Source organism: Prosthecodimorpha staleyi (assembly GCF_018729455.1).
GTDB lineage: Bacteria > Pseudomonadota > Alphaproteobacteria > Rhizobiales > Ancalomicrobiaceae > Prosthecodimorpha > Prosthecodimorpha staleyi.
On the sequence record NZ_JAHHZF010000001.1, the window covers coordinates 552,269 to 577,931 of the forward strand.

Genomic DNA, 25,663 nt, shown 5'->3' on the forward strand with positions numbered 1-25,663 from the left:
CGTAAGATCGTCGAGGCGCCGCCGCGCCGGAACCCACAAGAGGAATCGCTCCCGTGTCCAAGCCCAAGGTCCTCGTCACCCGCCGCTGGCCCGATGCCGTCGAAGCCCGGCTGAAGGCGCTCTACGACGTCACGCTCAACGAAACCGACGTGCCGATGACCGCGGACGCGATGCGCCAGGCCCTCAAGGACTACGACGCCTTCTGCCCGACGGTCAGCGACAAGGTCGACGCGACGGTGCTGGATGTCGCCGGCGCGCGCACCCGGATCATTGCCTCCTACGGCGTCGGCTACAGCCATATCGACACCGAAGCGGCCAAGAAGGCCGGCTTCGTCGTCACCAACACGCCCGAGGTGCTGTCAGAATGCACCGCCGATCTCGCCATCACGCTGATGCTGATGGCCGCGCGCCGCGCCGGCGAGGGCGAGCGCGAGGTGCGCGCCGGCAACTGGATCGGCTGGCGGCCGACCCACATGATCGGCACCAAGGTCTCGGGCGGCACCTTCGGCGTACTCGGCTTCGGCCGGATCGGCCGCGAGGCGGCCAAGCGCGCCCATGGCGGCTTCGGCATGAAGGTGATCTATTTCGACCCCTTCCCGGTCAAGCCGGAACTGGCGGCCGAGACCGGCGCCGAGAAGCGCGACACGATCGAGGAGGTCCTGCGCGAGGCCGACGTGGTCTCGCTGCACATGCCGGGCGGCAAGGACAACTATCACCTGATCAATGCCGAGCGGCTGAAGATGATGAAGCCGACCGCCATCCTGGTGAACTCGGCACGCGGCGAGGTGATCGACGGCAAGGCGCTGGCTGAGGCGTTGAAGGCCGGCACGATCAAGGGCGCCGGCCTCGACGTGTTCGAGGGCGAGCCCCGGATCGAACCCACCCTTCTCGAATGCGAGAATGCCGTCCTGCTGCCGCATCTCGGCTCGGCCACCCAGGCGACCCGCGAGGCGATGGGCTGGCGCGTGCTGGAAAATCTCGAAGCCTTCTTCGCCGGCCAGGCGCCGCGCGACCGGGTGGCCTAAGCCCGCGCGGCGCTTGTCCGGCGGCCGGTCGGCTCGGCCCGCGCGAATGCCTTCTGTCGGATGAGGCCCCGGTCTATCCTGGGGTCTCAAACCGACACGGCGAAGCATGCGACTCACGACCGGTTTTTCGATTCCGATCCGTCGGCCGCGGATCATCTGGGTGGTCGGCGACGGCACCGAGGCCGGCAAGTCGACCGTCGCCATGGCGCTGATCCGGCTCCTGAACCGGAACGGCGTCCGCACCATTCCGATGAAGCCCTATTCGGCCAGTCAGCTGACGCTGCTGCCGGACCGCCTCGCCATCCGCGATCCTGCGAAAACCGCGCCGGAGGTCGGCGGCGACGCGATGCGTCTGTCCCGCACATCCCCGCTGACCGACGGCTATTTCGACCTCGTGGCGCCGATCTCGTTCGTCTGCCATCCGACGTTCCGGACCACGGTCGCGGCTAGGTCGGGGTCCTTGCTGCTCGGCAACATGGTCTACTACCGGCCCGAACCGGCCTGGCCGCAACCCGAACCCGAGATCGTCGCCGACGCGATCGGCAAACTCGGCGTGCCGCTCGCCAGCGCGAGGCCCTGGCCCGGCCTCAATTTTCGCGATGCGCCACGGCTCGATCAGGCCGCCGTGCTCGCCGCCTATCGCTGGCTGCTCAGGCTCGAGCCGCACACCATGGTGATCGAAGGCGCCGGCGCCTTCCTGCCGGCCTTCGACGGCATGCCGACGATCGACCATGTCGTCCATGTCCAGCGACCGGCGGTCACGGTCTATGCCGGCCTCGGCGCCCGCCTGCGCTTCGAGCCGGGCCGGCAACTGATCCCGGCCGCGCCCTTCGTTGATCGACTGGAGGCGAGAGGATACCGGCCGACGCCGTTCTGCCTGCCCCCGGTCGCGGAAGCCGAACTGGCCGGCATGGCCGATGGCGTGGCGCGCGACATCCTGGCTGTCTTCGATCGGGCGGAAGGCCTGCGCGGACGCCTCGAACGGCTGCGGCCGCTGCGCAGGCGGCACCGGGGCCAGACCACGGCCGCCGGAGCAACGGCGGCGGCCCCGACCGCCGGACCGTCTGGCGCAGCCGACGGGCTGCCACCTTAGGACACCTGGGTCCGGAAATTCTGATCGGGATCGGGATCGGGATCGAAATACTATCATGCGCATGTCAGATGGCGCGGCTGCCGGTTATCACTGGGCCAGACACTGGCCCTGGACTCGGAAATGGCGATTCTGCACAGGTTTCGGCGACCACCGCCACGCATCATCTGGGTGACCGGCAGCGGCACGGAGGTCGGCAAGACGACCGTTGCCGCCGCGCTGGTCCGCGTCCTCAACCGCAGGGGCTATCCGACGACGGCCTTCAAACCCTACGCGGCCGGCCTGCTTGCCGAAATGCCGGAACGACAGGCTTGGCGCGACCCGGCGTTGACCGGACCGGAGGTCGGCCACGACGCCATCCAGCTCGCCAATGCCTCGCCGCTGACCTTCGGCTATTTCGATCTGGTCGCCCCGGTGCAGTTCGTTTGCTTTCCGGATTTCACCAAGACCGTGATGGCCCGGGCCGGCTCGACCCTGCTCGACAACCGCCGCTACTTCCGGCCGGAGGTCCCGCTGGAGATCGCCGATCCGGACGCCCGCGCGGCGCTGGTCGAAAGCCTGGGTTTGGCGCTCGCCGACGCCGTGCCGCTGCCGGGCCTGAATTTCCGCGATGCCGGCAAGATCGCCCCCGACCTGCCGGTCGCCGCGTTCCGCCGTCTCCTGCGGCTGCGGCCGCACACCATCGTCATCGAGGGCGCGACGAAGTTCATCCCGAGCTTCCGGGGCGGCCTGCCGATCGACCATCTGGTCTACCTGGAGCGCCCGGCCATCACGGTCCATCCGGCCGTGCACCGGCCGCAGCCGCGCTTCCGGGCTCAGAGCCAGCTCGTCACAAACGACCAGTTGATCCGATCCCTCGCCGAGGCGGGTCACCCGCCGATCGCCCTGACGCTGCCTGAGGCAGCGGAAGACCGGCAGGAAGCCGTGGCCGACGCCATGGCCGCGGAGATTCTCTCCCATATCGTGTGCACCGAAAGTCGCTGGGCGCGTTTTCGGTCGGCGGTCTGGCTGCTCGCCCGGCGACGCCGGACCCTCGCCCCGCCAAGCAGCGCCCGATGAGGCGCCCGGTCCGGAGCGCGTCGGCCGGGTGCGCGCAAATTTTGGGTTTTCTCCCGGCCCGTCGTTTGTCTACGATTGGTCCTACGTAAAGATCGGGAGGAAGTGAAATGCGTAAATTGGCATCCAAGACCATCGGCCTGGCGACGGCCCTGAGCCTCGTCCTGGCTCCGGCGATCGCGCGCGCCGACGAGTTCGTCAACGTGCTGACCGGGGGTACGTCGGGGGTCTACTATCCGATCGGCGTCGGCATCTCCAAGATCCTGACCGACAAGATGCCCGGCGCGCGGCCGTCGGTTCAGGCGACCAAGGCCTCGGTCGAGAACCTGAACCTGATCCAATCCGGCAAGGGCGAAATCGGTCTGGTGCTCGGCGACGCGGTCCAGGCGGCCGTCGCGGGCGACACCGAGATGGGCTTCAAGGGCAAGCTCGACAAGATCCGCACCATCGCGGCGATCTATCCGAACTATGTCCAGATCGTCGCCTCCGCCGACAGCGGCATCAAGTCGCTCGCCGACCTGAAGGGCAAGCGGCTCTCGGTCGGTGCGCCGAAGTCGGGCACCGAACTCAACGCCCGCGCCATCCTGACTGCCGCCGGCCTGCAATATTCCGATCTCGGCAAGGTCGAGTATCTCGATTTCGGCCAGTCGGTCGAACTGATCAAGAACCGCCAGCTCGACGCGACCCTGCAGTCGGCCGGTCTCGGGGTGGCCTCGATCCGTGACCTCGCCAATTCAGTGCCGATCACCGTCGTCGAGGTGCCGGCGAGCGTGATCCAGAAGGTCGGCGCGCCCTTCGTGTCCGCCACCATCCCGGCCAAGACCTACCAGGGCCAGGACGCGGACGTGCAGACCGCGGCGATCATCAACTATCTGGTCACCCGGTCCGACCTCTCGGAGGACACCGTCTATCAGATGACCAAGGCGATCTTCGACAACCTGAACGACCTCTACGCCGCCCATGCGGCCGCCAAGGTGATCAAGATCGAAACCGGCGCCAAGAACCCGATCGCCCCGCTGCATCCGGGCGCCGCCAAGTATTTCAAGGAGAAAGGCGCGCTCTGATCAGGCGCCCCGACCGGGCAGGTCCGGCCGCCCCCTTCGCCACTAGCCGGACAGGTCCGGCCGCCCAATTCGCGATCGGGGGGCCGTCAACCGCCCCTGCCCCACGGACGGTCCGCCGGGTCCAGATCGGACGGCGGGCCATCCGCACCCGCCACCCGATGCGGACGCCTGCATTCCCGCGCGCGCGGGCCCGGAGCCCTTCATGACCGATACCCCGATTGCGCAGGACGAACTCGCCCGCCCCAGCCACGCAGACAATCCCGAAATCCACCTGCCGGAGGATTTCGGCCCGGGTCTCGGCGGCGTGGTCCTGTTCTGGATCGGCGTCGCCTTCTCGACCTTCCAGCTCGTCACCGCCTTCGGCATCCCGCTCGACAAGGCTTTCCTGCCCGGCCTCGACGCCATTCGGGCATCGGGCGGCTTCCTGATCCTCTGGGCCGTGTGGACCGGATGGCGCGCGAGCCGCGGCGGCTCGGTTGCCGGCAGCGTGATCGGGCTCGCCGCCATGGCGGCGACCTGGATCCTGTTCGCCCGCTATGCCGGCGGCGTGCCGAGCCAGGTGCTGCGCGCGCTGCATGTCGGCTTCCTGTGCCTGCTCGCCGGCGGCATGCTCGCCAACCACCGCAGCGGCCCGGGCCTCGGCCGCATCCTCTCCTGGGCGATCGGCATCGCCGCCTTCGCCATCGGCCTCTACCAGTGGCACCTCTATGAGGCCCTGGTGCAGCGCTCCGGCGACCTCACCCCGCTCGACTTCGTCGTCGGCGGCGGCGCCCTCGCCATCCTGGTGATCATGGTCTGGCGCGCCATGGGCCCGGCCCTGCCGATCGTGGCGCTGATCTTCCTGGCCTACAGCCTGTTCGGCCACTGGCTGCCGCGCCCGCTCGACCACCGGCCCTACGATGTCGAGCAGGTCGTCGAGCACATGGTCTTCGGCACCGAGGGCATCTACGGCACCCCGACGCTGGTCTCGGCGACCTACATCTTCCTGTTCATCCTGTTCGGCGCCTTCATGGAGAAGGCGGGGGTGATCGACTTCTTCAACGACATCTCGATGGCGCTGTTCGGCGGGTCGCGCGGCGGCCCGGCCAAGGTCTGCGTCGCCTCCTCGGCGTTGATGGGCACCGTGTCGGGGTCGGGCGTCGCCAATGTGGTCGCCTCGGGCCAGTTCACCATCCCGCTGATGAAGCGCTTCGGCTTCACCTCGGCCTTTGCCGGCGGCGTCGAGGCGACCTCGTCGATGGGCGGCCAGATCATGCCGCCCGTGATGGGCGCGGTCGCCTTCATCATGGCCGAGACCATCGACGTGCCCTATTCGGAGATCGTCAAGGCGGCGATCATCCCGGCCTGCCTCTATTTCGGTGCCTGCTTCTGGTCGGTGCATCTGGAAGCCGGCAAGCTCGGTCTGGAAGGCCTGCCGCGCGCCGAACTGCCGAGCTTCTTCAGCGAGGTCCGGCGCAACTGGTTCCTGATCCTACCGCTGGCCGTGCTGGTCTGGCTCCTGTTCGCCGGCTTCACGCCGCTCTTCGCCGGCGCGGTCGGCGTGGCGCTGACGGTGATCATGATCATCGGCACGGCCCTGGTCCTCGGGCTCGGCTCGGTGGTCGTCCGGACGGTGTTCTGGCTCGCACTCGCCGGCCTGTCGGCGGCCTCGCTATGGTACTCCGTGGCGGCGGTGACTGCGGTGGTCTTCGCCATGGTGATCCCGGCGCTGCTGACCGGGCACGGACGCGAGACCCTGCTCGGCTGCCGCGCGGCGCTGGCCGACGGCGCCCGCCAGGCACTGCCGGTCGGCCTCGCCTGCGCGCTGGTCGGAATCGTCATCGGCACCATGACGCTGACCGGGCTCGGCACCATCGTCGGCAACAGCCTGATCTCGCTCGGCAAGGAGAACCTGGCGGCGACCCTCGTGCTGACCATGATCTTCAGCCTGATCCTGGGCATGGGCATCCCGACCATCCCGAACTACATCATCACCTCGTCGCTGGCGGCGCCGATCCTGCTCGGACTGAACATCCCGCTGATCGTCAGCCACATGTTCGTCTTCTATTTCGGCATCATGGCCGACCTGACCCCGCCGGTGGCGCTGGCCGCCTTCGCGGCAGCGCCGATGGCCAAGGAATCCGGCATGAAGATCGGCCTGCAGGCGGTGCGCATCGCCCTGCCCGGCTTCATCATTCCCTATATGGCGATCTACGATCCGACCCTGATGCTGCAGCCGGTGCCGGGCCTCGACGGCGCGCTCTACTGGCTTGCGGTTGGCTTCACCACCCTGAAGGCGGTGATCGCGATGGCGCTGTGGGGCATCGCCGCCTTCGGCCATCTCGACCGGCCGGTCTCCTGGCCGGAGCGGGTCTATTGCTTCGTGGCGGCCGGCTTCCTGATCTTTCCGAGCACGGCCACCGACATCATCGGCCTGGTCGCGACCACCGGATTTCTGGCGTGGCGCTTGCTACTCGCCCGTCGGAGGGCCGCAGCGTAGGTTAACAAAATCGCTTCCGCACCAAATCGGGATTGGGGCGCGGGGCGGAACGCTGTAGCATACAATCCGTGCACGGACACGGTGTGCGATGGTGGAGTTCAGCCGATGCTATGGGCCGCCGTGGGGCGTTGCGGTACATGGTTGCGGAGTGCATCGCTGTGCGGTGGACTCGCAGCGGGGTTGTGCTGGTGCGATCCGGTCGCCGCGCAGGATGCGGGACGCGCCCCGGGCGCGGATTCGGCGCGGACCGGTGTGGCGGCCGCGGCTCGGCCGTTGCGCGATCCGACCGCGAGCTTCGCGCAAACCGCCCTGGTCCCATTTTCGACCGCACCGTTCCCATATCGGGGCGACATACCCGGTCAGGGCAAGCCCTTCCTGGATGTCGTGCAGGACGGCCGCGCCGGCCATACCTCGCCGCGCGGCGGGGTCTATTTCGAAGACCAGACCTATAGCGATTCCAATGTCCTGCTGTCGATCCCGCGCGGCTACGACCCGAGCAGGCCGACGCTGATCGTGCTCTATCTGCACGGCAACGAGGCGAAGCTGGAGCGCGACGTGCGCGACCGCCAGCGCGTGCCGCGCCAGGTCGCCGAATCCGGTCTCAACGCCGTGCTGGTCGCACCGCAATTCGCCGTCAACGCGCTCGATTCCAGTGCCGGCAAGTTCTGGCAGCCGGGCCATTTCGCCAAATTCCTGCAGGAGGCGGCGGCCGAGCTCGCCCGCCTGCGGGGCGATCCGCCGCTAGCCGAGACGCTCGCCAGATCGCCCGTGCTGATCGTCGCCTATAGCGGCGGCTACCTGCCGGCGATCTACGCCATGAGCGTCGGCGATGCGTCCGAGCGCATCCATGGCGTCGTGCTGCTCGACGCCCTGTTCGGCGAGGAGGATCGCTTCGCGGAATGGCTGCCGAGGCGTGGCCGCGCCTTCTTTTTCAGTGCCTATTCGAGCGGGTCGGAGAGCAACAACACCCGGCTGATGAATTCAGCCGAAGCGCGGCGCGTCCCGTTCGAGATCGGCATACCGGCACGCTTCGAGCCGGGCCGGGTCAGCTTCCTCTATGGCGGGCGCAATGCCAACCATCGCGACTTCGTCACGCGGGCCTGGGTATCGAACCCGCTGCAGTCGGTGCTGAGCCGCATCCCCGGCTTCTCGCTGGACCGCCGCCCGCCCGGCGCCGGCGACGCGATCGCCGCGGCCGGCACCGACCGGGACGGCAGCGATGCCTCAGGAGAGGCCGAAGGCACGCCGACGATCACGGCCCAGCCCCGTCCGAAGCCGACCCGGGCGTCCGCCGCGGGCACGACCGGAACGGCGGCTATCAACGACGCTCCCCCGCCCGGCCTCGGCGACAGCGGCCCCGGAGCGGGCGGCCCGGGCTCGCTCGCCACGGGCCAGCCGCCGGCGCCGCCGCTGACGACCTCGCGTCCGGCACCGCCGCCACCGCCGGCTCCGGCCGTTGCGGCCGCGGGCGCAGGTCCGGCAAAGCCGCCCTCGCCGCTCGGCAGCCCGTCGGCGCCCGTCGGCGGCAAGGCACCCGCCGGCCTCGATGCCGCGGCGGCCGGCCTGCCGTCCGGCGGTGCCGCCCACGTCGTCGGCCGGCCCTTCCCGGCCGTCCCGCTGCTTCCGGCCGCCGCGCCGGCGCCGGTCAACAACGGCGTCTGGGCGCCGACCATGACGACGGATGATTTCGACAAGTTCCGCTCGGGGTTCGGCAGCGACGGCGCCTCGACCGGGGCCCGGCCGGGTCCGACCGGCGCCGCGGGCGCCAAGCCGAAGCCTACCCAGCCGTAGGCGGCGGCTGTCGCGCGACGCCCCGCCAGGTCGGGCTATGTCAGGTCAGGTCAGGTCAGGAAACACCCGGCGCGCCAGGGGAGCTCCGTCAATGCCGCGATTTCTTGCGGTCTACACCATAACCCGCGAAGCGATCGCGTCGTTTCGAGGCCGGCCCCGATCCGAGCAGGATGCCATCGACAAGGAAGGCGTGGCCCAATGGGCGGCGTGGGAGGAACGCCACGCGCCGTTCATTCGCGATCGCGGCGGCATGGTCGGCAAGACGACACGCGTAACCAGGGACGGCGTCGCCGAAGCCGTGAACCCGGTCTGCGGCTACTTGGTCGTCGAGGCGGAAACCGCCGATGCGGCGGCACGGATGTTCCTGGATCACCCGCACCTCACCGTCTTTCCAGGTGATGGCGTCGACATCATGCCCTTCGTCACCTGACCCGGTTTCGCCGCCCGGCCCCAGCGTCAGCCTTCCTCGCCCCCGGCTCGACATCGGGCCATGCCAGGCTCCGGGCTGATGCACCATCGCGGCGGAGGAAAGCCTCTGCGAAACGATCCGCGGTGCCGGTGCCGGGCCGGCGCATGAAAAAACCCCGCCCGGCGGACCGGACGGGGTTGCAGCCCGTGGGCGATCGCCCGGGCGTCGGATCAGCCGTTGACGGCGTCCTTGAGGCCCTTGCCGGCCCGGAACTTCGGCGACTTCTGCGCCGGGATCTTGATGGTCTCGCCGGTGCGCGGATTGCGGCCCTCGGAGGCGGCACGTTCGGCGACGTTGAAGTTGCCGAAGCCGGCGATCTTCACTTCGTCGCCCTTGGCGAGCGCGGCGGCGATCGCTTCGAAGGTGGCATCGACGGCCTCGCCGGCAGCGGCCTTCGTCTGGCCGGTCTTGGCGGCGACTTCGGCGATCAGCTCGTTCTTGTTCATACTCGCGTTCCTTCTTTCGTCTCTGCGGCCGTCCCGGAGGGCGCCGGCCGATCTCGTGGACGGATCGGGCCCCGCTTCCACCCGAAGCCCGCCCGGCTCCTGACCGGGTCAATGATCGCGGCTCCGGTCGACCGGCGCCGTCCGTGCAACGGCGCCCCGTGTGACCGGATACTCCTCGCCTCGCCTCCGGGACCTTGCCCGGAGGCTCGCGGGCGCCCCTTCGAGTCGGGACGATCACGGGATAGCCAAAAGCCCCGAAAAGTGGCCGTCCGCAAGGCCTTTCGAAGCCGAACCCCGAAATATACGGGAGTTTGCCGCCCTTTTTCCCGCCTGCGACACCGCGCCGGAGCCTCGCAGTCACGAAAAAGCCCCGCCTTCACGGGGCGGGGCTTTCTCGGACTGCCGTAGCGGGATCAGTGGGCTGTGATGCCAGACGCGTCCTCGTCGCCCGGGGTCGAGCGCGGCGGCGTCGCCGGCTCCTCCCATTCGATCGGCTCGGGCATGCGGCTCAGCGCATGCCTGAGCACCTCGTCCATCCGGCTGACCGGAACGATCTCCAGCCCGCTCTTCACGTTCTCGGGGATGTCGGCCAGATCCTTGGCGTTATCCTCGGGGATCAGCACCTTCTTGAGGCCGCCGCGCAGGGCCGCCAGGAGCTTCTCCTTGAGGCCGCCAATCGGCAGCACCCGACCGCGCAGCGTGACCTCGCCGGTCATGGCGATATCCTTGGAGATCGGGATACCGGTCATGACCGAGACCATGCAGGTGGCCATGGCGATGCCGGCGGACGGACCGTCCTTCGGCGTGGCGCCTTCCGGCACGTGGACGTGCACGTCGCGCCGGTCGAACAGCGGCGGCTCGATGCCGAAATCGAGCGCGCGCGAACGGACATAGGAGGCCGCCGCCGAGATCGATTCCTTCATCACGTCCTTCAGGTTGCCGGTGACCGTCATCTTGCCCTTGCCGGGCATCATGACGGCTTCGATCGTCAGAAGCTCGCCGCCGACTTCCGTCCAGGCGAGCCCCGTGACCGCACCGACCTGATCCTCGCGCTCCGCCTCGCCGTAGCGATAGCGCGGCACGCCGAGATACTCCTCGAGCTTGACCAGATCGACCAGCACCTTGTCGGTCTTCTTGAGCACCAGGTCCTTGGTCGCCTTGCGGGCGAGCGTCATGATCTCGCGCTCGAGATTGCGCACCCCCGCCTCGCGGGTATAGCGGCGGATGATCTGCTTCAGGGCCTCGGGCGCGATCTCGAATTCGCCGGCGGTCAGGCCGTGATCCTTGTTCGCCTTCGGCAGCAGGTGCCGGCGCGCGATCTCGACCTTCTCGTCCTCCGTGTAGCCCGCGATCCGGATGATCTCCATCCGGTCCATGAGCGGCGCCGGGATGTTGAGCGTATTGGCCGTGGTCACGAACATCACGTCCGAAAGGTCGTATTCGACCTCCAGATAGTGATCCATGAAGGACTGGTTCTGCTCGGGATCGAGCACTTCCAGCAGGGCCGCCGACGGATCGCCGCGGAAGTCCATGCCCATCTTGTCGATCTCGTCGAGCAGGAAGAGCGGGTTGGACTTCTTGGCCTTGCGCATCGACTGCAGGACCTTGCCGGGCATCGAGCCGATATAGGTCCGGCGATGGCCGCGGATCTCGGCTTCGTCACGCACGCCGCCGAGCGACATGCGCACGAATTCGCGGCCCGTGGACTTGGCGATCGACTTGCCGAGCGAGGTCTTGCCGACGCCCGGGGGGCCGACGAGGCACAGGATCGGACCCTTCAGCTTGTTGGCGCGGGCCTGCACGGCGAGATACTCGACGATCCGCTCCTTGACCTTGTCGAGCCCGAAGTGATCCGTGTCCAGCACCTCCTGGGCATGGACCAGATCCTGCTTCAGCTTCGACTTCTTGCCCCAGGGCAAGCCGAGCAGCCAATCCAGATAGTTGCGCACCACGGTGGCTTCGGCCGACATGGGCGACATCTGGCGCAGCTTCTTCAGCTCGTTGCCGGCCTTCTCGCGGGCCTCCTTGGAGAGCTTGGTCTTCTTGATCCGCTCTTCGAGTTCGGCCAGCTCGTCGCGGCCCTCCTCGTTGTCGCCGAGTTCCTTCTGGATCGCCTTGATCTGCTCGTTCAGATAGTATTCGCGCTGGGTCTTCTCCATCTGGCGCTTGACGCGCGAGCGGATGCGCTTCTCCACCTGGAGCACGGAAATCTCCGACTCCATGTGGCCGAGCACTTTCTCCAGCCGCTGGGCGACCGAGACGATGCCGAGCATCTCCTGCTTCTCGGGAATCTTGACGGCCAGATGCGAGGCAACCGTATCGGCCAGCTTCGAGTAGTCCTCGATCTGGGTCACGGTGCCGAGCACCTCGGGCGAGACCTTCTTGTTCAGCTTCACGTAGTTCTCGAATTCCGAGACCACGGAGCGGGCCAGCGCCTCCATCTCGACCTTGGCGCTCACTTCCTCCGCAAGCGGCTGCACTTCCGCTTCATAGAGGTCCTGGCGGTCGGAGAAGCGCACGATCTCGGCACGCGAGGCGCCCTCGACCAGCACCTTGACGGTGCCGTCGGGCAGCTTCAGCAGTTGCAGCACGCTCGCCAGCGTGCCGATCGTGTAGATCGCGTCGGTGGCCGGATCGTCGTCGCTGGCATTGATCTGCGTCGCGAGGAGGATCTGCTTGTCGGCGCGCATGACTTCCTCGAGCGCGCGAATCGACTTTTCGCGGCCGACGAAGAGCGGAACGATCATGTGTGGGAAGACGACGATGTCCCGGAGCGGTAGCACCGGAAAGACTTCGGCGGGTCCCCCGGCGGCGCGGGGCTTCTCGGTCATTCTCTCGTTTCCTTTCTCGTCGCTCTCGGCATCCGGGCCACCTGTCGCGGCCCCGGGGAGAGCGGACCCGCAACGGACCGGCCGGTTGTCCGCGCCCTGTCTCAAAGGGCCGACGACGCTGCCGCAATCGGCCGACCCGCCGCGCCCCGACCAACTTGGGCACGCGAACAGATCTCCGAGGACCGTCTCAGGTGTTTATTAGGTGGCGACGCGACAGGGGGGTGTCAAGGCGATCGGATATCCTCGCCGGAAATTGCGCCGGGCCGCGAAGTTCAATGTCACCCGACACTTAATTCTGACATCGCATTGCGGCGGACAAGATCCCGGCGGGATTGCGTCACAATGGTGACGGCGCGTGGCCGCGCTGCAACGACGTCGCCCGCGGCGCCCTCCGGTCGACCAGACAGCGCCGGCGGGACGCCCCGAACGGAAAAGGGCGCCCGCTCGTCACGGACGCCCTAGTGGTTTGATCGAGACGGATGGTTCCCATCCGTCTCGTGAATCTGAACCACTGACTCTTTGATGACGTGGTCCTTTCAATCAGACATATGCGGGACGCAAATGTCTGATTTTGACCACCAGATACCGACCGGACGGGGATCGGATCAGGCCGAGATGCCGGCCTGGGCCTGATCCTCGTAGGTGTAGAGGGGACGCGCCTTGCCGTCGACGACCTCCGAGGAGATCACGATCTCCTTGACGCCCTTCAGGCCCGGCAGGTCGAACATGGTGTCGAGCAGGATGCCTTCCAGGATCGAACGCAGGCCGCGGGCGCCGGTCTTGCGCTCGATGGCCTTGCGGGCGATCGCCTTCAGCGCCTCCTCGTGGAACACGAGTTCGACGCCTTCCATCTCGAACAGCCGCTGGTACTGGCGGGCGAGCGCGTTCTTCGGCTCGGTCAGGATCTTGACCAGCGCCTCCTCGTCCAGGTCCTCCAGCGTCGCCACGATCGGCAGGCGGCCGATGAATTCGGGGATCAGGCCGAACTTGAGCAGATCCTCCGGCTCGACCATCCGGAACAGCGTTCCTGTGCGCCGCTCCTCGGGCGCCGCCACGCGGGCCTTGAAGCCGATGGAGGTGCCGCGGCCGCGCTCGGAGATGATCTTCTCCAGGCCCGCAAAGGCGCCGCCGACCACGAACAGGATGTTGGTGGTGTCGACCTGCAGAAACTCCTGCTGCGGATGCTTGCGGCCGCCCTGCGGCGGTACCGAAGCGACCGTGCCTTCCATGATCTTGAGCAGCGCCTGCTGGACGCCCTCGCCCGACACGTCGCGGGTGATCGAGGGATTGTCCGACTTGCGGCTGATCTTGTCGACCTCGTCGATATAGACGATGCCGCGCTGCGCCCGCTCAACATTGTAGTCGGCCGCCTGGAGCAGCTTCAGGATGATGTTCTCGACATCCTCGCCGACATAGCCGGCTTCGGTCAGTGTCGTCGCATCCGCCATCGTGAAGGGCACGTCCAGGATGCGGGCGAGCGTCTGCGCAAGCAGCGTCTTGCCCGAGCCGGTCGGGCCGATCAGCAGCACGTTGGACTTGGCCAGTTCGACGTCGTTGTTCTTCGACGCGTGGTTCAGGCGCTTGTAGTGATTGTGCACCGCGACCGAGAGCACCTTCTTGGCGTGCTCCTGACCGATCACGTAATCGTCGAGGACCTTTCGGATCTCGCGCGGCGTCGGGATCCCGTCACGGGACTTGACCAGCGAGGACTTGTTCTCCTCGCGGATGATGTCCATGCACAGCTCGACGCACTCGTCGCAGATGAACACCGTGGGCCCGGCGATGAGCTTGCGCACCTCGTGTTGCGACTTGCCGCAGAACGAGCAGTAAAGGGTGTTCTTGGTGTCGCTTCCGTTTTGCTTGACGCTCATCATCGTCTCCGTCGGGTGCGCCTTTCGGATTCCATCGGGAACCCGTCCGGCCACCGCTGATCAGGGCGCGGCCTCCGCGGTTGCGGGGTCGCCCCCTCGACCGTCATTGGCTATCGCCCGGAAGCCCGCGTCCCGGTCGCCCGGTCCGTGGCCTCCCCTCCTCTGCCCGTCTCGCCGGGGGACCCGCCGGAACGCTCGTTCCAGGCAGGGACCGGGTCTTCGGTCGACTTCCGATCCGTGCGTCCCGGTGCCGCCGAGAGGCGGTCGGCCGATTCGCGCGGAGTCCTGGCAGCCATCCCGTCAGGCTAGGGAGCGAAAGTTCAAGGTTGTCTTAAGAACAACCGAAACCCTCGCCGCCGTGCCCGCCGGGCTGCAGTTCGCCAGCGTGGCATCGTCCCGGTCCGCACAGCGCCCGCGCGGGGCGCGGACCGGGCGCGAACCCTGTCCTTGCGGGACCGACCCGGCCCCGCCTCGTCGCACCGCTCAGGCGGCGGCGGCCTCGAGAGCGGCGCGACTGGAGATCACACCGTCGATGAGACCGAAATCCTTCGCCTTGTCGGGCGTCATGAAGTTGTCGCGCTCGAGCGCACTCTCCACCGTTGCCAGATCCATGCCGGTGTGGCGCACATAGAGCTCGTTCAGGCGCCGCTTCAGGTTCAGAATTTCCTGGGCGTGCAAATGGATGTCCGAGGCCTGCCCCCGGAAGCCGGCCGACGGCTGATGCAGCATGATGCGCGAATTGGGCAGCGAGAAGCGCGAGCCCTTCTCGCCGGCGCCGAGCAGCAGCGAGCCCATCGAGGCCGCCTGTCCGATGCACAGCGTCGAGACCTGCGGCTTGATGAACTGCATGGTGTCGTAGATCGCCAGGCCCGCCGTCACCAACCCGCCGGGCGAGTTGATGTACATGGCGATTTCCTTGTTCGGATTCTCGGCTTCGAGGAATAGCAACTGGGCGCAGACCAGCGTCGCCATCACGTCGTCGATCGGACCCGAAACGAAGATGATGCGCTCCTTCAGGAGGCGCGAGAAGATATCCTGATAGCGCTCGCCGCGATTGGTCGTCTCGATGACCTGGGGAATCACGTAGCTCATATAGGTGTCGATGGGATCCCGCATCTGAGGTCCTTGTTCCTGGCACGTTCCCCGCGGCGGGGCGACGGCTGCGGCCTTCCGGCCCAAACTCTGTCGGGAACGGCCCATGCCGCCCCCGGACCCTGTCGAAAAGCGGACAGAGTCGCCTGATCGTCGATACATATTGCAAGGAACCGGCCAGCGAAAGAGGCCCGCTCGGCCGGACCCCATCGTCGTGACGGTAACGTGAACGCCGGCGGATGCGTCACCACCCCCCGGAAATGCAGCGAGCCCGCCAGGTCAGGCGGGCTCGGCATCCGTCCAGATCGTGATCCCGAACGGCTTTTTCAAGCCTCTTCGGTTTCCTTGAACAGTTCGTCCTTGGCGACGGTCTTGTCGGTGACCTGGGCCTTGCCGAGGATGAAATCCACGACTTTCTCCTCGAACAGGGGAGCGCGCAGGGTGGCGAGGGCCGCCGGCGTCTTGCGGTAATACTCGAATACCTCGCGCTCCTGGCCCGGGAACTGGCGGGCCCGCTCGACCAGCGCGCGGCTGACTTCGTCGTCGGTCACCTGGACTTCGTTCTTTTCGCCGACCTCGGAGAGCACGAGGCCGAGGCGCACGCGACGCTCGGCGATCCGGCGGTAGTCGGCCTTGGCGGCCTCCTCGGTGGTGTTCTCGTCGGTGAAGCTCTTGCCCGCCTGGGTCATCTCGTCGACGACCTGCTTCCAGATCTGCTCGAACTCGCCCTCGACCAGCTTCTCGGGCAGGTCGAACTGGTAGACGCCGTCGAGCTGGTCGAGCAGCGCGCGCTTGACCTTGGCGCGGCTGGCCTGATCGTACTGCGAGCGGATCTGCTCGCGCAGGATCTCCTTGAGCTTGTCGAGGCTCTCCAGGCCGAGCTTGGTCGCCCACTCGTCGTCGACGACGAGCTCGCCCGGGGCCGAGACCGTCTTGACGGTCACGTCGAAGGTGGCGGCCTTGCCGGCCAGATGCTTGGCCGGATACTCGGCCGGGAACGACACCTCGACGGTGCGCGCGTCGCCGGCGGAAGCGCCAACCAGCTGGTCCTCGAAGCCCGGGATGAACTGGCCCGAGCCGAGCGTCAGGTCGACGCCCTCGCCGGAACCGCCCTCGAAGGGCTCGCCGTCGATCTTGCCGACGAAGTCGATGGTGACGCGGTCGCCGGTCGCGGCAGCGCCCTCCTTGTCGACGAAGGGACGGTTGCCCTCGGCGATGCGCGCGAGCTGCTCGTCGACTTCCGTCTCGGCCACCTCGGCGACCGGTCGCTCGACGGAGATCGCCGAGAAATCCTGGATCTCGAAGGCCGGCAGCAGTTCGTAGGTGGCGGTGAAGATCAGATCGGCCTCGCCGTCGACCAGCTTCTCGGCCTCGACCTCTTCGGACAGCTTGACCTCGGGGTTGAGCGCCGGCCGCTCATTACGGTCCTCGACCACCTTGCGGATGGTCTCGCCGATCACCGAGTCGATGATCTGCGCCATTTCCTGGCGGCCGACCAGGCGGCGCAGATGCGCCACCGGCACCTTGCCGGGACGGAAGCCGTTGATGCGGACGCGATCCTTCATCTCGACCAGCCGCTGGTCGAGGCGGCTGGAGAGGTCGTGGGCCGGAACGACGAGCTTGAGTTCGCGCTTCAGGCCCTCGGAAAGGGTCTCGGTCACCTGCATGGGGCGGATTCCTGTGGCTTTTTTGAGTGCGGTCGTACGCCCCGCGGCTGCCATGGCCGGAGGGCGCTTCGTTTCGAGCGGCCCTCATAGTCGAAAAGGCGGCCCGATGGAAAGCAAAAAAGCGCCGCGGGCCCGCCTTTCCGGGGGGCGAACCGGCCGGATGGTCGGGCCGGGAGGCCGATTCCGGTCCTGCAGCCCTTTGGTGCACTGCGAAGACCCTTTGCGCGGCCGAGGCCGGCCCGGGCGCAAGGCTGGCGGCCTGCGGCGTGCGCCCGGCCGGCGCGGTCCGGACCGTTGGTCACATTCAGACAATTCAGTGACAAATGGCACAGTCGATGGCGCGGTCGCCGTGACATGGTCCGGTCAACACGGAGGGAGCCATGACCGACATCGGCAAGTATATCGCAGCCCTGGAGAAGCGGATCGGCTTCGAGCTCGACGAGCCGGACGATGGCTTCTACGGCATTGTCGTCGAAGGCCGGCAGCTGGTGAATATCGGCTTCGATGCGGATGCCGGAACCGTCACCATCCGCACGCCGGTCAACGCCTCCTCGCCCTCGCTGCCGACAGCGCTGGTGTCCTCGCTGTTCGAGTTCAACTTCCCAAATGCGGTCACTGCCGGCGCCATCCTGGCCTGGCCGGCGGATGGGATCGGCCTGGAACTCGTCAACGTGCTGCCGCTGGCCGCCGTGGAACCGGAGGCGCTCGGCAATCTGGCCGGCGCCCAAGGCAAGGCCGCGCTCGAAATGTCCCGCACCATCGACAAGAAACTGGCCCGCGCCGCCTGAACGGGGAGACGAGACCATGACCCACCTGAACGTCAATGCCCCGAAGGGAACCCACGCCAATTTCGGCGTCGACGCCCAGCAGAATCAGCCGGAGGTGAAGGGCAACGCCTTCACGCGCTTCTTCTCCGCTCTGTTCGGCCGGATCCGCGATACCTTCGCCTCGCTCGGACAGAAGACCGCGACCCAGCCGAAGCACGACAATGGCGGCGCCGAGGTGTCCTTCTCACCGACAACGAGCAAGAAGGAGATCAATCAGGCCAAGAAGGATTTCCGCGCCAGCGAGATGTATCAGGCCGTCATGAACGGCGACAGCGGCATCAAGAAGGAAAACCTCGAGACCGGCATGAAGACCATCCTGTCGCGGCCGGAATGCGTCAGCCTGATGAAGGAGCATGGCCTGACGCTCGGCGAGGCGGTCGGCATCTTCATGTACACGACCGGCGACTATACGCCGATCAACAATCAGCTCCGCTCCGGCGAGATGACCGACGACGTGCGCGCCCTGAACAAGGAGATCGTCAGCGGCATGGCCAAGCTGCCGAGCTACGAAGGCCCGTCGCTGACCCGCCTGACCGACCTGCCCAAGCATATCGCCGACGACTACCAGGCCGGCAATACCGTCGAGCCCGGCGGCTACAGCTCGACCAGCACCATCACGACCGGCGCCATGGACTTCCTCGGCGGCGAATTCCTGATGCGGATCGCCGTCAAGGAAGGGTCGGGCGGCAAGGACGTGCAGGCCTTCTCGAACAAGCAGGACGAGAACGAGATCCTCTTCCCGCCGGGCACGAAATTCAAGGTCCTGAAGCGGGCCGAGCCGGAGCCCGACCCCTATGCCATCATGGGCATGCCGACCAAGCTCGAATCCAAGAAGACCACGCTGACGCTGCAGGAGGTCTGACATGAAAGTCATCAAGGGTACCGTCACCCCCGAGGAAATCGCCAAGGCCGAGGCGATCGACGCCGAATACGAAGCCCGCGCCCGCAAGGAGACGCGCAATCCCTTCACCCAGGACTTCATCGACAAGATGACCTCCGCGGATGCCGAGCCGCGCCCGCGCGACGACAAACCGAAGTCCTGACCGGAGGCACCGACCATGCAGCTCAGCACCCGGGCCTCGGCCCTGCTCCAGGAACTTGCCCGCGATCACGGCCTGAAATCGCTCGATTTCGACCGCGACGGCCTGATCCCGATGAAGATCCGCGAGACCCAGACCTCGATCGCCTACAGCCCGGCCAATGACAGCTTCTACCTGATGGCGATCGTGGACGTGGATGCCGGCGGCCGGCTCGCCGACCCCTGGGCGGCCTTGAAGGCCAACGGCCCCCTCGCAGCCCGACGCACCCGGCTCGCGATCGACCCGAACACCAAGGCGGTCGTGCTGGTGCGCGACATCTTCCTGGCCGGCCTCGCCTATTGGCAGTTCGCCAAGGCGATCGAGGAATTCCTGGCCGATTTCGACAGGGTCGCCGCCGGCTATGTCCGCGCCGCAGCCACCGATGCCGGCGCCGGCCTGTCGGCCGACGTCCCGTCGGACTACCTGACCTTCCGCGCCTGACACTGTCGGCACGGCGGTGCGTCTTGCGGCGGGATGCCGCAGCGTGCGGACCGGGGTGGCCGGCGCCTCGTTCGCGAGAGGCCAGCCGCCACCGCGTCGAGAGCCCGATCCACCGACGATGGCGGGCGTGCCGGCACGGCTCGGCCTGCCGCCGAGCCCGGCGGCCTCATCGCCCGGACCTTGCGCAGCGGCTCGGCACAGCGCCGAAGGATTGGGCAGGCGCCGCCGATACACATGGCAATCGTGCCCACGCCATGGCCTTGCGCAAATCTTGACCATATGGCCAAATTCATCCGCCCGGCCGAGGGACAGGTCCGGACCCGGGCGGATGGGGAGCCACATGACCGACTTTCTCGATCTCACCGCCAGCCGCCGCGCGGTCCTTGCCGGCACGGGCGCGACCCTTCTCAGCGCCGCCCTCGGCAGCCCGGCGCTCGCCGCCAAGGCCAAGCCGATCTCGGTCGCCATGGTGACCTCGGTGCCGATCGAGCAGCAGTGGATTTCCCGCCTGCACATCGCCCTGAAGGCGGCGGTCGCGCGCGGCGACATCACCTACGTCTATTCGGAGAATGTCGCCGATACCGACGCCGAGCGCGTCATCCGCGAATATGCCGAGGCCAAGAAGGATCTGGTCATCGGCGAGGCCTTCGGGCTGGAGCGCGCCGCGCGCAAGATCGCGACCGACTACAAGACCACCGCCTTCCTGATGGGCTCGTCCTTCTCCGAGCAGGCGCCGAACCTGTCGGTGTTCGACAACTACATCCAGGACGCCTCCTACCTGACCGGCATCGTCGCCGGCAAGGCGACCAAGTCGAACCTGATCGGCATGGTCGGCGGCTACGCGATTCCGGAGGTGAACCGCCTGATGCAGGCCTTCATGGAAGGTGCGAAGTCCGTCAACCCGAACGTCAAGTTCCTGGTTTCCTTCATCAATTCCTGGTACGATCCGCCCAAGGCGAAGGAGACCGCCTTCGCCATGATCGAGAAGGGCGCGGACGTGATGTATGCCGAGCGCTTCGGCGTCTCGGACGCTGCCAAGGAGAAGGGCGTCAAGGCGATCGGCAACGTGATCGACACCGCCGCCCAGTATCCCGGCACCGTCATCGCCTCGGCGCTCTGGCACATGGAGCCGACCCTCGACCGCGCCATCGCCAAGGTCATCGACGGCTCCTGGAAGGGCGAGAATTACGGCCTCTACAGCCACATGGTCCATGGCGGCTGCTCGATCGCCAAGATGGACCCGAAGCTGGTGCCGCAGGACGTGATCGACATGGTGCTGGCCAAGGAGAAGGACATCCGCGCCGGCACCTACACGGTGAAGATCAACGACGCCGAGCCGAAGTCGAGCTGACGCCCGGAGGCCGGCGCCGCCGACAGGCGTGCCGGCCCCCCCATCCCGGCTCCCGGCGGCGCGCGATCCCGTGCGCCGCCCATCACTGCGTCCGGCGCGACGAGCCCCCATGACCGAAACCCGCCCGATCGTTCTGGAACTGCGCAACATCACCAAGCGATTCGGGCCGCTGGTCGCCAACGACGCGGTCGACCTGGTCATGCGCAAGGGCGAGATCCTGGCGCTGCTCGGCGAAAACGGCGCCGGCAAGACCACGCTGATGAACATCCTGTTCGGCCACTATCTGGCCGACACGGGCGAGGTCCTGGTCGCCGACGCCCATGGCGGGCTGCAGCCGCTGCCGCCGGGCAGCCCGCATGCCGCGCTCGCCGCCGGCATCGGCATGGTGCACCAGCATTTCACGCTGGCCGAGAACCTGACCGTCCTCGACAACATCACGCTCGGCACCGAGCCGCTGTTCGCGCTGCATCGCTCGACGCGGGCCGCCCGGACCAAGCTCGAAGACCTGATGGCCCGCTCCGGCCTCGCCGTCGACCTGGACGCGACCGTGGCGCGGCTGGCGGTCGGCGAGCGCCAGCGCATCGAGATCCTGAAGGCGCTCTACCGCGATGCCCGCATCCTGGTGCTCGACGAACCGACCGCCGTGCTGACCCCGCAGGAAAGCGACGGCCTGTTCGCGACGCTGCGCGCCTTGGCCGCGCAGGGCCTGTCGGTGGTCTTCATCTCCCACAAGCTCAACGAGGTGGTCTCGGCCAGCGACCGCGTCGCGGTCCTGCGCGGCGGCCGCAAGGTGGCCGAACGCGAGACGGCCGGCGCCGATCGCGCGACGCTCGCCGAACTGATGGTCGGCCGCCCGATCGCCGCCTCCCGGCGCGAGCCGCGCGAGCCCGGCCGCACCGTGCTGAAGCTCGACGCCGTCTCGGTCGCCGGTCACGACGTGCGCACCCGGCTGGCCTCGGTCTCGCTCGACCTGCGCGAGGGCGAGGTGGTCGGCATCGCGGGCGTCTCCGGCAACGGCCAGACCGCGCTGGCGAGCCTCGTTTGCGGCCTGGTCGCGCCGAGCGCCGGCACGATGACGCTGCTCGACCACGCGTTGACCGAATTCGACCCCGGCGCCTTCGTGGCCGCCGGCATCGGCCGCATCCCGGAGGACCGGCACAGCGAGGGCGTGGTCGGCTCCATGTCGATCGCCGAGAATGTCGCGCTCGAGACGATCGGCACCGAGCGCTTCCAGACCGGCGGCTTCCTCCGCTTCGGTGCCATGCGCCAGGCCGCCGAGGCGGCGATCCGCGGCTACGAGATCAAATGCCCGGGGCCCGACGCGCCGATCCGGCTCCTGTCCGGCGGCAACATGCAGAAGGCGATCCTGGCGCGCGCGCTCGACGGCGCGCCGAAGCTGATCATCGCCAACCAGCCGACGCGCGGGCTCGATGTCGGGGCCGTTGCCGAGGTGCACCGCCGCCTGCTCGCCGCCCGCATGCGCGGCGCCGCGGTGCTGCTCATCTCCGAGGATCTCGACGAATTGTTCGAACTGTCCGACCGCATCGCCGTGATGTTCCGCTCGCGCCTGACCGCCGCCCTGCCCTCGGCCGGGCTCGACCTGAAGACCCTCGGCCTGATGATGGCCGGACACGATCCGGCAGAGGTGGCGGCATGATCCGGCTCGAACCGCGCGGCGAGACCCCGCGCCTGCTTGCCCTGCTGGCGCCGGTCGTCGCCGCCCTGGTCGCCCTGGCGCTCGCCGCCATCCCGATCATGGCGGCCGGCGCGCCGCTCCTGAAGGCCTATCAGGTCATGTTCGAGGGCGCGCTCGGCTCGCGCTTCGCCCTGACCGAGGTCGTCTCGCGCGCCACGCCGCTGATTCTGACGGGCCTCGCCGCCGCGATCGCCTTCCGGGCGCGGCTCTACAATATCGGCGCGGAGGGCCAGCTCTATCTCGGTGCGGTCGCGGCCGTGGCGGTCGGCTCCGGCCGCTTCGACGGGCCGCCGGCGCTGATGATCGCCGCCGTGCTGATCGCCGGTGCGGTCGCGGGCGCGCTCCTGATGCTCGGGCCGACGCTGATGAAGGTGAAGCTCGGCGCCGACGAGGTGGTCACCACGCTGCTCCTCAACTTCATCGTGATCCTGTTCGTGCAGATCATGATCGAGGGGCCGATGAAGGATCCGATGAGCCTCGGCTGGCCGCAATCCGAGCCGATCATCGATTCGGCCGCCCTGCCGAAGCTGATCGAGAAGACGCGCGTCCATGCCGGGCTGATCGTCGCGCTTCTGGCCGCGCTCGGCGTGCATGTCTTCCTGGCCCATACGGTGCCGGGCTTCCGCATCCGCGCGGTCGGCGCCAACCCGGCCGCCGCCCGCTTCGCCGGCATGAGCGTGACCGGCACCATGCTGCTGGTCGGCGCCCTGTCAGGGGCGCTGGCGGGCCTTGCCGGGGTCGGCGAGGTCGCCGGCCTGAAGGGCTACCTGACCAACAACCTGTCGCCGGGCTACGGCTATGCCGGCATCGTCGTCGCCATGCTGGCCGGGCTGTCGCCGCTTGGCGTGGTGCTGGCGGCCTTCTTCGTGGCCGCGGTCTTCGTCGGCGCCGATTCGATGAGCCGCGGCATCAACGTGTCGAGCTACATCGCCAACCTGATCGTGGCGCTCGCCCTGATCTCGGTGCTCGTCTCCGGCGTGGTCACGCGCTGGCGCATCCGTTTCGGCCGGCCGGGGGGCTGAGGCGCCATGGAAATCTTCGACATCCTGCTCACTGTCTCGTTCTGGGTCGCGGCGCTGCGCATCGCCACGCCGCTGATCTTCGGCGTCACCGGCGCGCTGCTGTGCGAGCGGGCCGGCGTGCTCAATCTCGGCATCGAAGGCATCATGACGGTCGGCGCCATGACCGGCTGGATCACGGTCCATCTCGGCGGATCGCTCTGGGGCGGGGTCGCCGCCGCCATGGCGATGGGGGCGCTGTGCGGGCTCGTGCTGGCCGTGCTGACCGTCAAGCTCGGCCTCAGCCAGCATGTCAGCGGCCTCGGCGTGACCATGCTGGCGACCAGCGCCAGCTACTTCACCTACCGGGTCGTGCTGCCGAACGCCAACACGCCGCCGCGCATCCAGCCCTTCGAACCCTTGAACATTCCGGGCCTCTCCGACCTGCCGGTGATCGGGCCGATCCTGTTCCAGCAGACGGCGCTGACGCTCCTCGCCATCGCGCTGGTCGCGCTGACCGCCTGGTTCCTGGCCCGCACGCCGCTCGGCCTCGCCGTACGCGCGGTCGGCGAGAACCCGGCCGCCGTCGAGGCGCAGGGGCTCGACGTGCACCGGTTGCGGATGGGCGCGGTCGTCGCCGGCTCGGCCGTGATGGCGCTCGGCGGCGCCTTCCTGACCATGTCGGCCTTCAACGCCTTTTTCTTCGAGATGGTCGCCGGCCGCGGCTGGATCTGCATCGCCTTGACCGTGTTCGCCTCCTGGCGTCCCGGCAAGGCCCTGCTCGGCGCGATCCTGTTCGGTGCCTTCGATGCCTTCCAGGTCCGCCTGCAGCAGGTGGTCGGCGGTGCCGTGCCCGGCCAGGTCTTCCTGATGATCCCCTATCTCCTGTCCATCGTCGCCCTGGTGGTCTGGTCGCGCAAGGCGAGCTACCCCAAGGCCCTGATGGTGCCCTACATCAAGGGCCAGCGATGATGGCGCGCCGGCGATCGCGCGCCTCCGCCCGCCTCAGCCGGGATCGCCCCGACGCCGGACCGCCCTGCCCCGCCCGCCGCCTCACGCCGACCCGCACCGGACCCGCCCCATGAGCCTCGATCTCCTCGTCCGCAACGCCACCCTGCCCGACGGCCGCACCGGCCAGGACATCGCCATCGCGGATGGCCGCATCGCCGCGATCGAGCCCGGAATCGCCGCCGAGGCCGGCCGGGTGATCGATGCCGGCGGACATCTGGTCGCGCCGCCCTTCGTCGACTGCCATTTCCATATGGACGCAACCCTGTCGCTGGGCCTGCCGCGCATGAACGTCTCCGGCACGCTGCTCGAGGGCATCGCGCTGTGGGGCGAACTAAAGCCGCTCCTGACCTTCGAGGCGGTGGTCGAGCGGGCGCTGCGCTATTGCGATCTCGCCGTCGCCCAGGGGCTCCTGGCGGTGCGCACCCATGTCGATATCTGCGACGACCGCCTCCTCGCCGTCGAGGCGCTGCTGCACGTCAAGAAGACCGTCGCGCCCTATCTCGACCTGCAGCTGGTCGCCTTCCCGCAGGACGGTTACTTCCGTTCGCCGACCGCCGCCGCCAATCTGGACCGGGCGCTCGACCTGGGCGTCGACGTGGTCGGCGGCATCCCGCATTTCGAGCGCACCATGGCGGACGGCGCCGCCTCGCTGAAGGCGCTGTGTGAGATCGCCGAGCGGCGCGGTTTGCTCGTCGACATCCATTGCGACGAGACCGACGACCCGCTCTCCCGCCACATCGAGGCGCTCGCGTACGAGACACAGCGGCTCGGCCTCAACGGTCGCGTTGCCGGCTCGCACCTGACCTCGATGCATTCGATGGACAACTACTACGTCTCAAAACTCCTGCCGCTGATCGCCGAGGCCGGCCTCGCCGCGATCCCGAACCCGCTCATCAACATCACCCTGCAGGGCCGGCACGACACCTATCCGAAGCGCCGCGGCATGACCCGGGTGCCGGAGATGCGCGCATTCGGCATCGAGATCGGCTTCGGCCAGGACTGCACCATGGACCCCTGGTACAGCCTCGGCGGCGCCGACATGCTCGATGTCGCCCATATGGGGCTGCATGTGGCGCAGATGACCTCGCGCGAGGCGATGCGCTGGTGCTTCGACGCGGTCACCGCCAATCCGGCCAGGATCATGCATCTCGACGGCTACGGCCTCGCACCGGGCAGTCATGGCGACCTGGTGGTTCTGCAGGCGAAGGATCCAATCGAGGCAATCCGGCTGCGCGCGAACCGCCTGTTCGTCGTTCGCCGCGGCCGCGTGATCGCCGAGACCCCGGCCCGCATCGCCGGCCTCTCGCTCCCCGGCCGCCCCGCCGCCGTCGACCCGGCCGCCTACGCCCCGAAGGCCGGGTGAGCGATCCCGCGCCGCT

The 25,663-nt window shown here is 68.0% G+C and carries 21 protein-coding genes; 16 read left to right on the forward strand and 5 right to left on the reverse strand.

Going from position 1 to position 25,663, the window contains the following annotated elements; all coding sequences use genetic code 11:
* Positions 1 to 53: 53 nt before the first annotated feature.
* From KL771_RS02395 to KL771_RS02425, 7 genes are all read left to right on the forward strand, one after another.
* Entirely contained in the window at positions 54 to 1,025 is a 972-nt protein-coding gene (locus KL771_RS02395; RefSeq protein ID WP_261966956.1) for a 2-hydroxyacid dehydrogenase, read from the forward strand.
* Between the two features lie 106 nt (positions 1,026 to 1,131).
* Positions 1,132 to 2,118, forward strand: a complete 987-nt coding sequence (locus KL771_RS02400; RefSeq protein WP_261966957.1) for a hypothetical protein — start codon at positions 1,132 to 1,134, stop codon at positions 2,116 to 2,118.
* Between the two features lie 120 nt (positions 2,119 to 2,238).
* The gene (locus tag KL771_RS02405; RefSeq protein ID WP_261966958.1) at positions 2,239 to 3,174 is read left to right on the forward strand and encodes a dethiobiotin synthase; all 936 of its coding nucleotides are present in this window, start codon (positions 2,239 to 2,241) and stop codon (positions 3,172 to 3,174) included.
* A 107-nt stretch (positions 3,175 to 3,281) separates the two neighbouring features.
* Complete coding sequence (locus KL771_RS02410) at positions 3,282 to 4,235, forward strand: TAXI family TRAP transporter solute-binding subunit (protein ID WP_261966959.1); 954 nt, start codon at positions 3,282 to 3,284, stop codon at positions 4,233 to 4,235.
* Between the two features lie 202 nt (positions 4,236 to 4,437).
* On the forward strand, positions 4,438 to 6,714 hold the full coding sequence (locus KL771_RS02415) for a TRAP transporter permease (protein WP_261966960.1): 2,277 nt from the start codon (positions 4,438 to 4,440) through the stop codon (positions 6,712 to 6,714).
* A 273-nt stretch (positions 6,715 to 6,987) separates the two neighbouring features.
* Positions 6,988 to 8,505, forward strand: a complete 1,518-nt coding sequence (locus tag KL771_RS02420; RefSeq protein ID WP_261966961.1) for a hypothetical protein — start codon at positions 6,988 to 6,990, stop codon at positions 8,503 to 8,505.
* Positions 8,506 to 8,596: 91 nt separating this feature from the next.
* Positions 8,597 to 8,935, forward strand: a complete 339-nt coding sequence (locus KL771_RS02425) for a hypothetical protein (protein ID WP_261966962.1) — start codon at positions 8,597 to 8,599, stop codon at positions 8,933 to 8,935.
* Positions 8,936 to 9,144: 209 nt separating this feature from the next.
* On the opposite strand, the gene KL771_RS02430 is transcribed toward KL771_RS02425, so the two are convergent.
* From KL771_RS02430 to tig, 5 genes are all read right to left on the reverse strand, one after another.
* Positions 9,145 to 9,420, reverse strand: coding sequence for an HU family DNA-binding protein (locus tag KL771_RS02430; protein ID WP_261966963.1), 276 nt, complete (start codon positions 9,418 to 9,420; stop codon positions 9,145 to 9,147).
* Between the two features lie 413 nt (positions 9,421 to 9,833).
* On the reverse strand, positions 9,834 to 12,251 hold the full coding sequence (gene lon, locus KL771_RS02435; RefSeq protein WP_261966964.1) for an endopeptidase La: 2,418 nt from the start codon (positions 12,249 to 12,251) through the stop codon (positions 9,834 to 9,836).
* 605 nt (positions 12,252 to 12,856) lie between these two features.
* On the reverse strand, positions 12,857 to 14,122 hold the full coding sequence (gene clpX / locus KL771_RS02440; RefSeq protein ID WP_054361425.1) for an ATP-dependent Clp protease ATP-binding subunit ClpX: 1,266 nt from the start codon (positions 14,120 to 14,122) through the stop codon (positions 12,857 to 12,859).
* Positions 14,123 to 14,605: 483 nt separating this feature from the next.
* Positions 14,606 to 15,238: an ATP-dependent Clp protease proteolytic subunit gene (locus KL771_RS02445; protein ID WP_054361424.1), complete on the reverse strand. Its 633-nt coding sequence runs from the start codon at positions 15,236 to 15,238 to the stop codon at positions 14,606 to 14,608.
* A gap of 302 nt (positions 15,239 to 15,540) precedes the next feature.
* Positions 15,541 to 16,881, reverse strand: coding sequence for a trigger factor (gene tig, locus KL771_RS02450; protein WP_261966965.1), 1,341 nt, complete (start codon positions 16,879 to 16,881; stop codon positions 15,541 to 15,543).
* A gap of 380 nt (positions 16,882 to 17,261) precedes the next feature.
* On the opposite strand from tig, the gene KL771_RS02455 reads away from it, so the two are divergent.
* The 9 genes from KL771_RS02455 (at position 17,262) to KL771_RS02495 (ending at position 25,647) form a co-directional block, all read left to right on the forward strand.
* Complete coding sequence (locus KL771_RS02455; RefSeq protein ID WP_261966966.1) at positions 17,262 to 17,669, forward strand: type III secretion system chaperone; 408 nt, start codon at positions 17,262 to 17,264, stop codon at positions 17,667 to 17,669.
* 16 nt (positions 17,670 to 17,685) lie between these two features.
* Positions 17,686 to 18,570, forward strand: a complete 885-nt coding sequence (locus KL771_RS02460; protein WP_261966967.1) for an ADP-ribosyltransferase — start codon at positions 17,686 to 17,688, stop codon at positions 18,568 to 18,570.
* A 1-nt stretch (position 18,571) separates the two neighbouring features.
* Positions 18,572 to 18,751, forward strand: coding sequence for a hypothetical protein (locus KL771_RS02465; RefSeq protein ID WP_261966968.1), 180 nt, complete (start codon positions 18,572 to 18,574; stop codon positions 18,749 to 18,751).
* Between the two features lie 15 nt (positions 18,752 to 18,766).
* Complete coding sequence (locus KL771_RS02470; protein WP_261966969.1) at positions 18,767 to 19,228, forward strand: type III secretion system chaperone; 462 nt, start codon at positions 18,767 to 18,769, stop codon at positions 19,226 to 19,228.
* 340 nt (positions 19,229 to 19,568) lie between these two features.
* On the forward strand, positions 19,569 to 20,579 hold the full coding sequence (locus tag KL771_RS02475) for a BMP family protein (RefSeq protein ID WP_261966970.1): 1,011 nt from the start codon (positions 19,569 to 19,571) through the stop codon (positions 20,577 to 20,579).
* Positions 20,580 to 20,688: 109 nt separating this feature from the next.
* Positions 20,689 to 22,236, forward strand: coding sequence for an ABC transporter ATP-binding protein (locus tag KL771_RS02480; protein ID WP_261966971.1), 1,548 nt, complete (start codon positions 20,689 to 20,691; stop codon positions 22,234 to 22,236).
* Positions 22,233 to 23,297: an ABC transporter permease gene (locus KL771_RS02485; RefSeq protein WP_261966972.1), complete on the forward strand. Its 1,065-nt coding sequence runs from the start codon at positions 22,233 to 22,235 to the stop codon at positions 23,295 to 23,297. Before KL771_RS02480 ends, KL771_RS02485 begins: the two co-directional genes overlap by 4 nt.
* Before the next feature lie 6 nt (positions 23,298 to 23,303).
* A complete protein-coding gene (locus tag KL771_RS02490) occupies positions 23,304 to 24,245 on the forward strand; it encodes an ABC transporter permease (protein ID WP_261966973.1) in 942 nt (313 codons plus the stop codon).
* A gap of 109 nt (positions 24,246 to 24,354) precedes the next feature.
* Positions 24,355 to 25,647, forward strand: coding sequence for an amidohydrolase family protein (locus KL771_RS02495; RefSeq protein ID WP_261966974.1), 1,293 nt, complete (start codon positions 24,355 to 24,357; stop codon positions 25,645 to 25,647).
* The last annotated feature ends 16 nt before the right edge of the window (positions 25,648 to 25,663 follow it).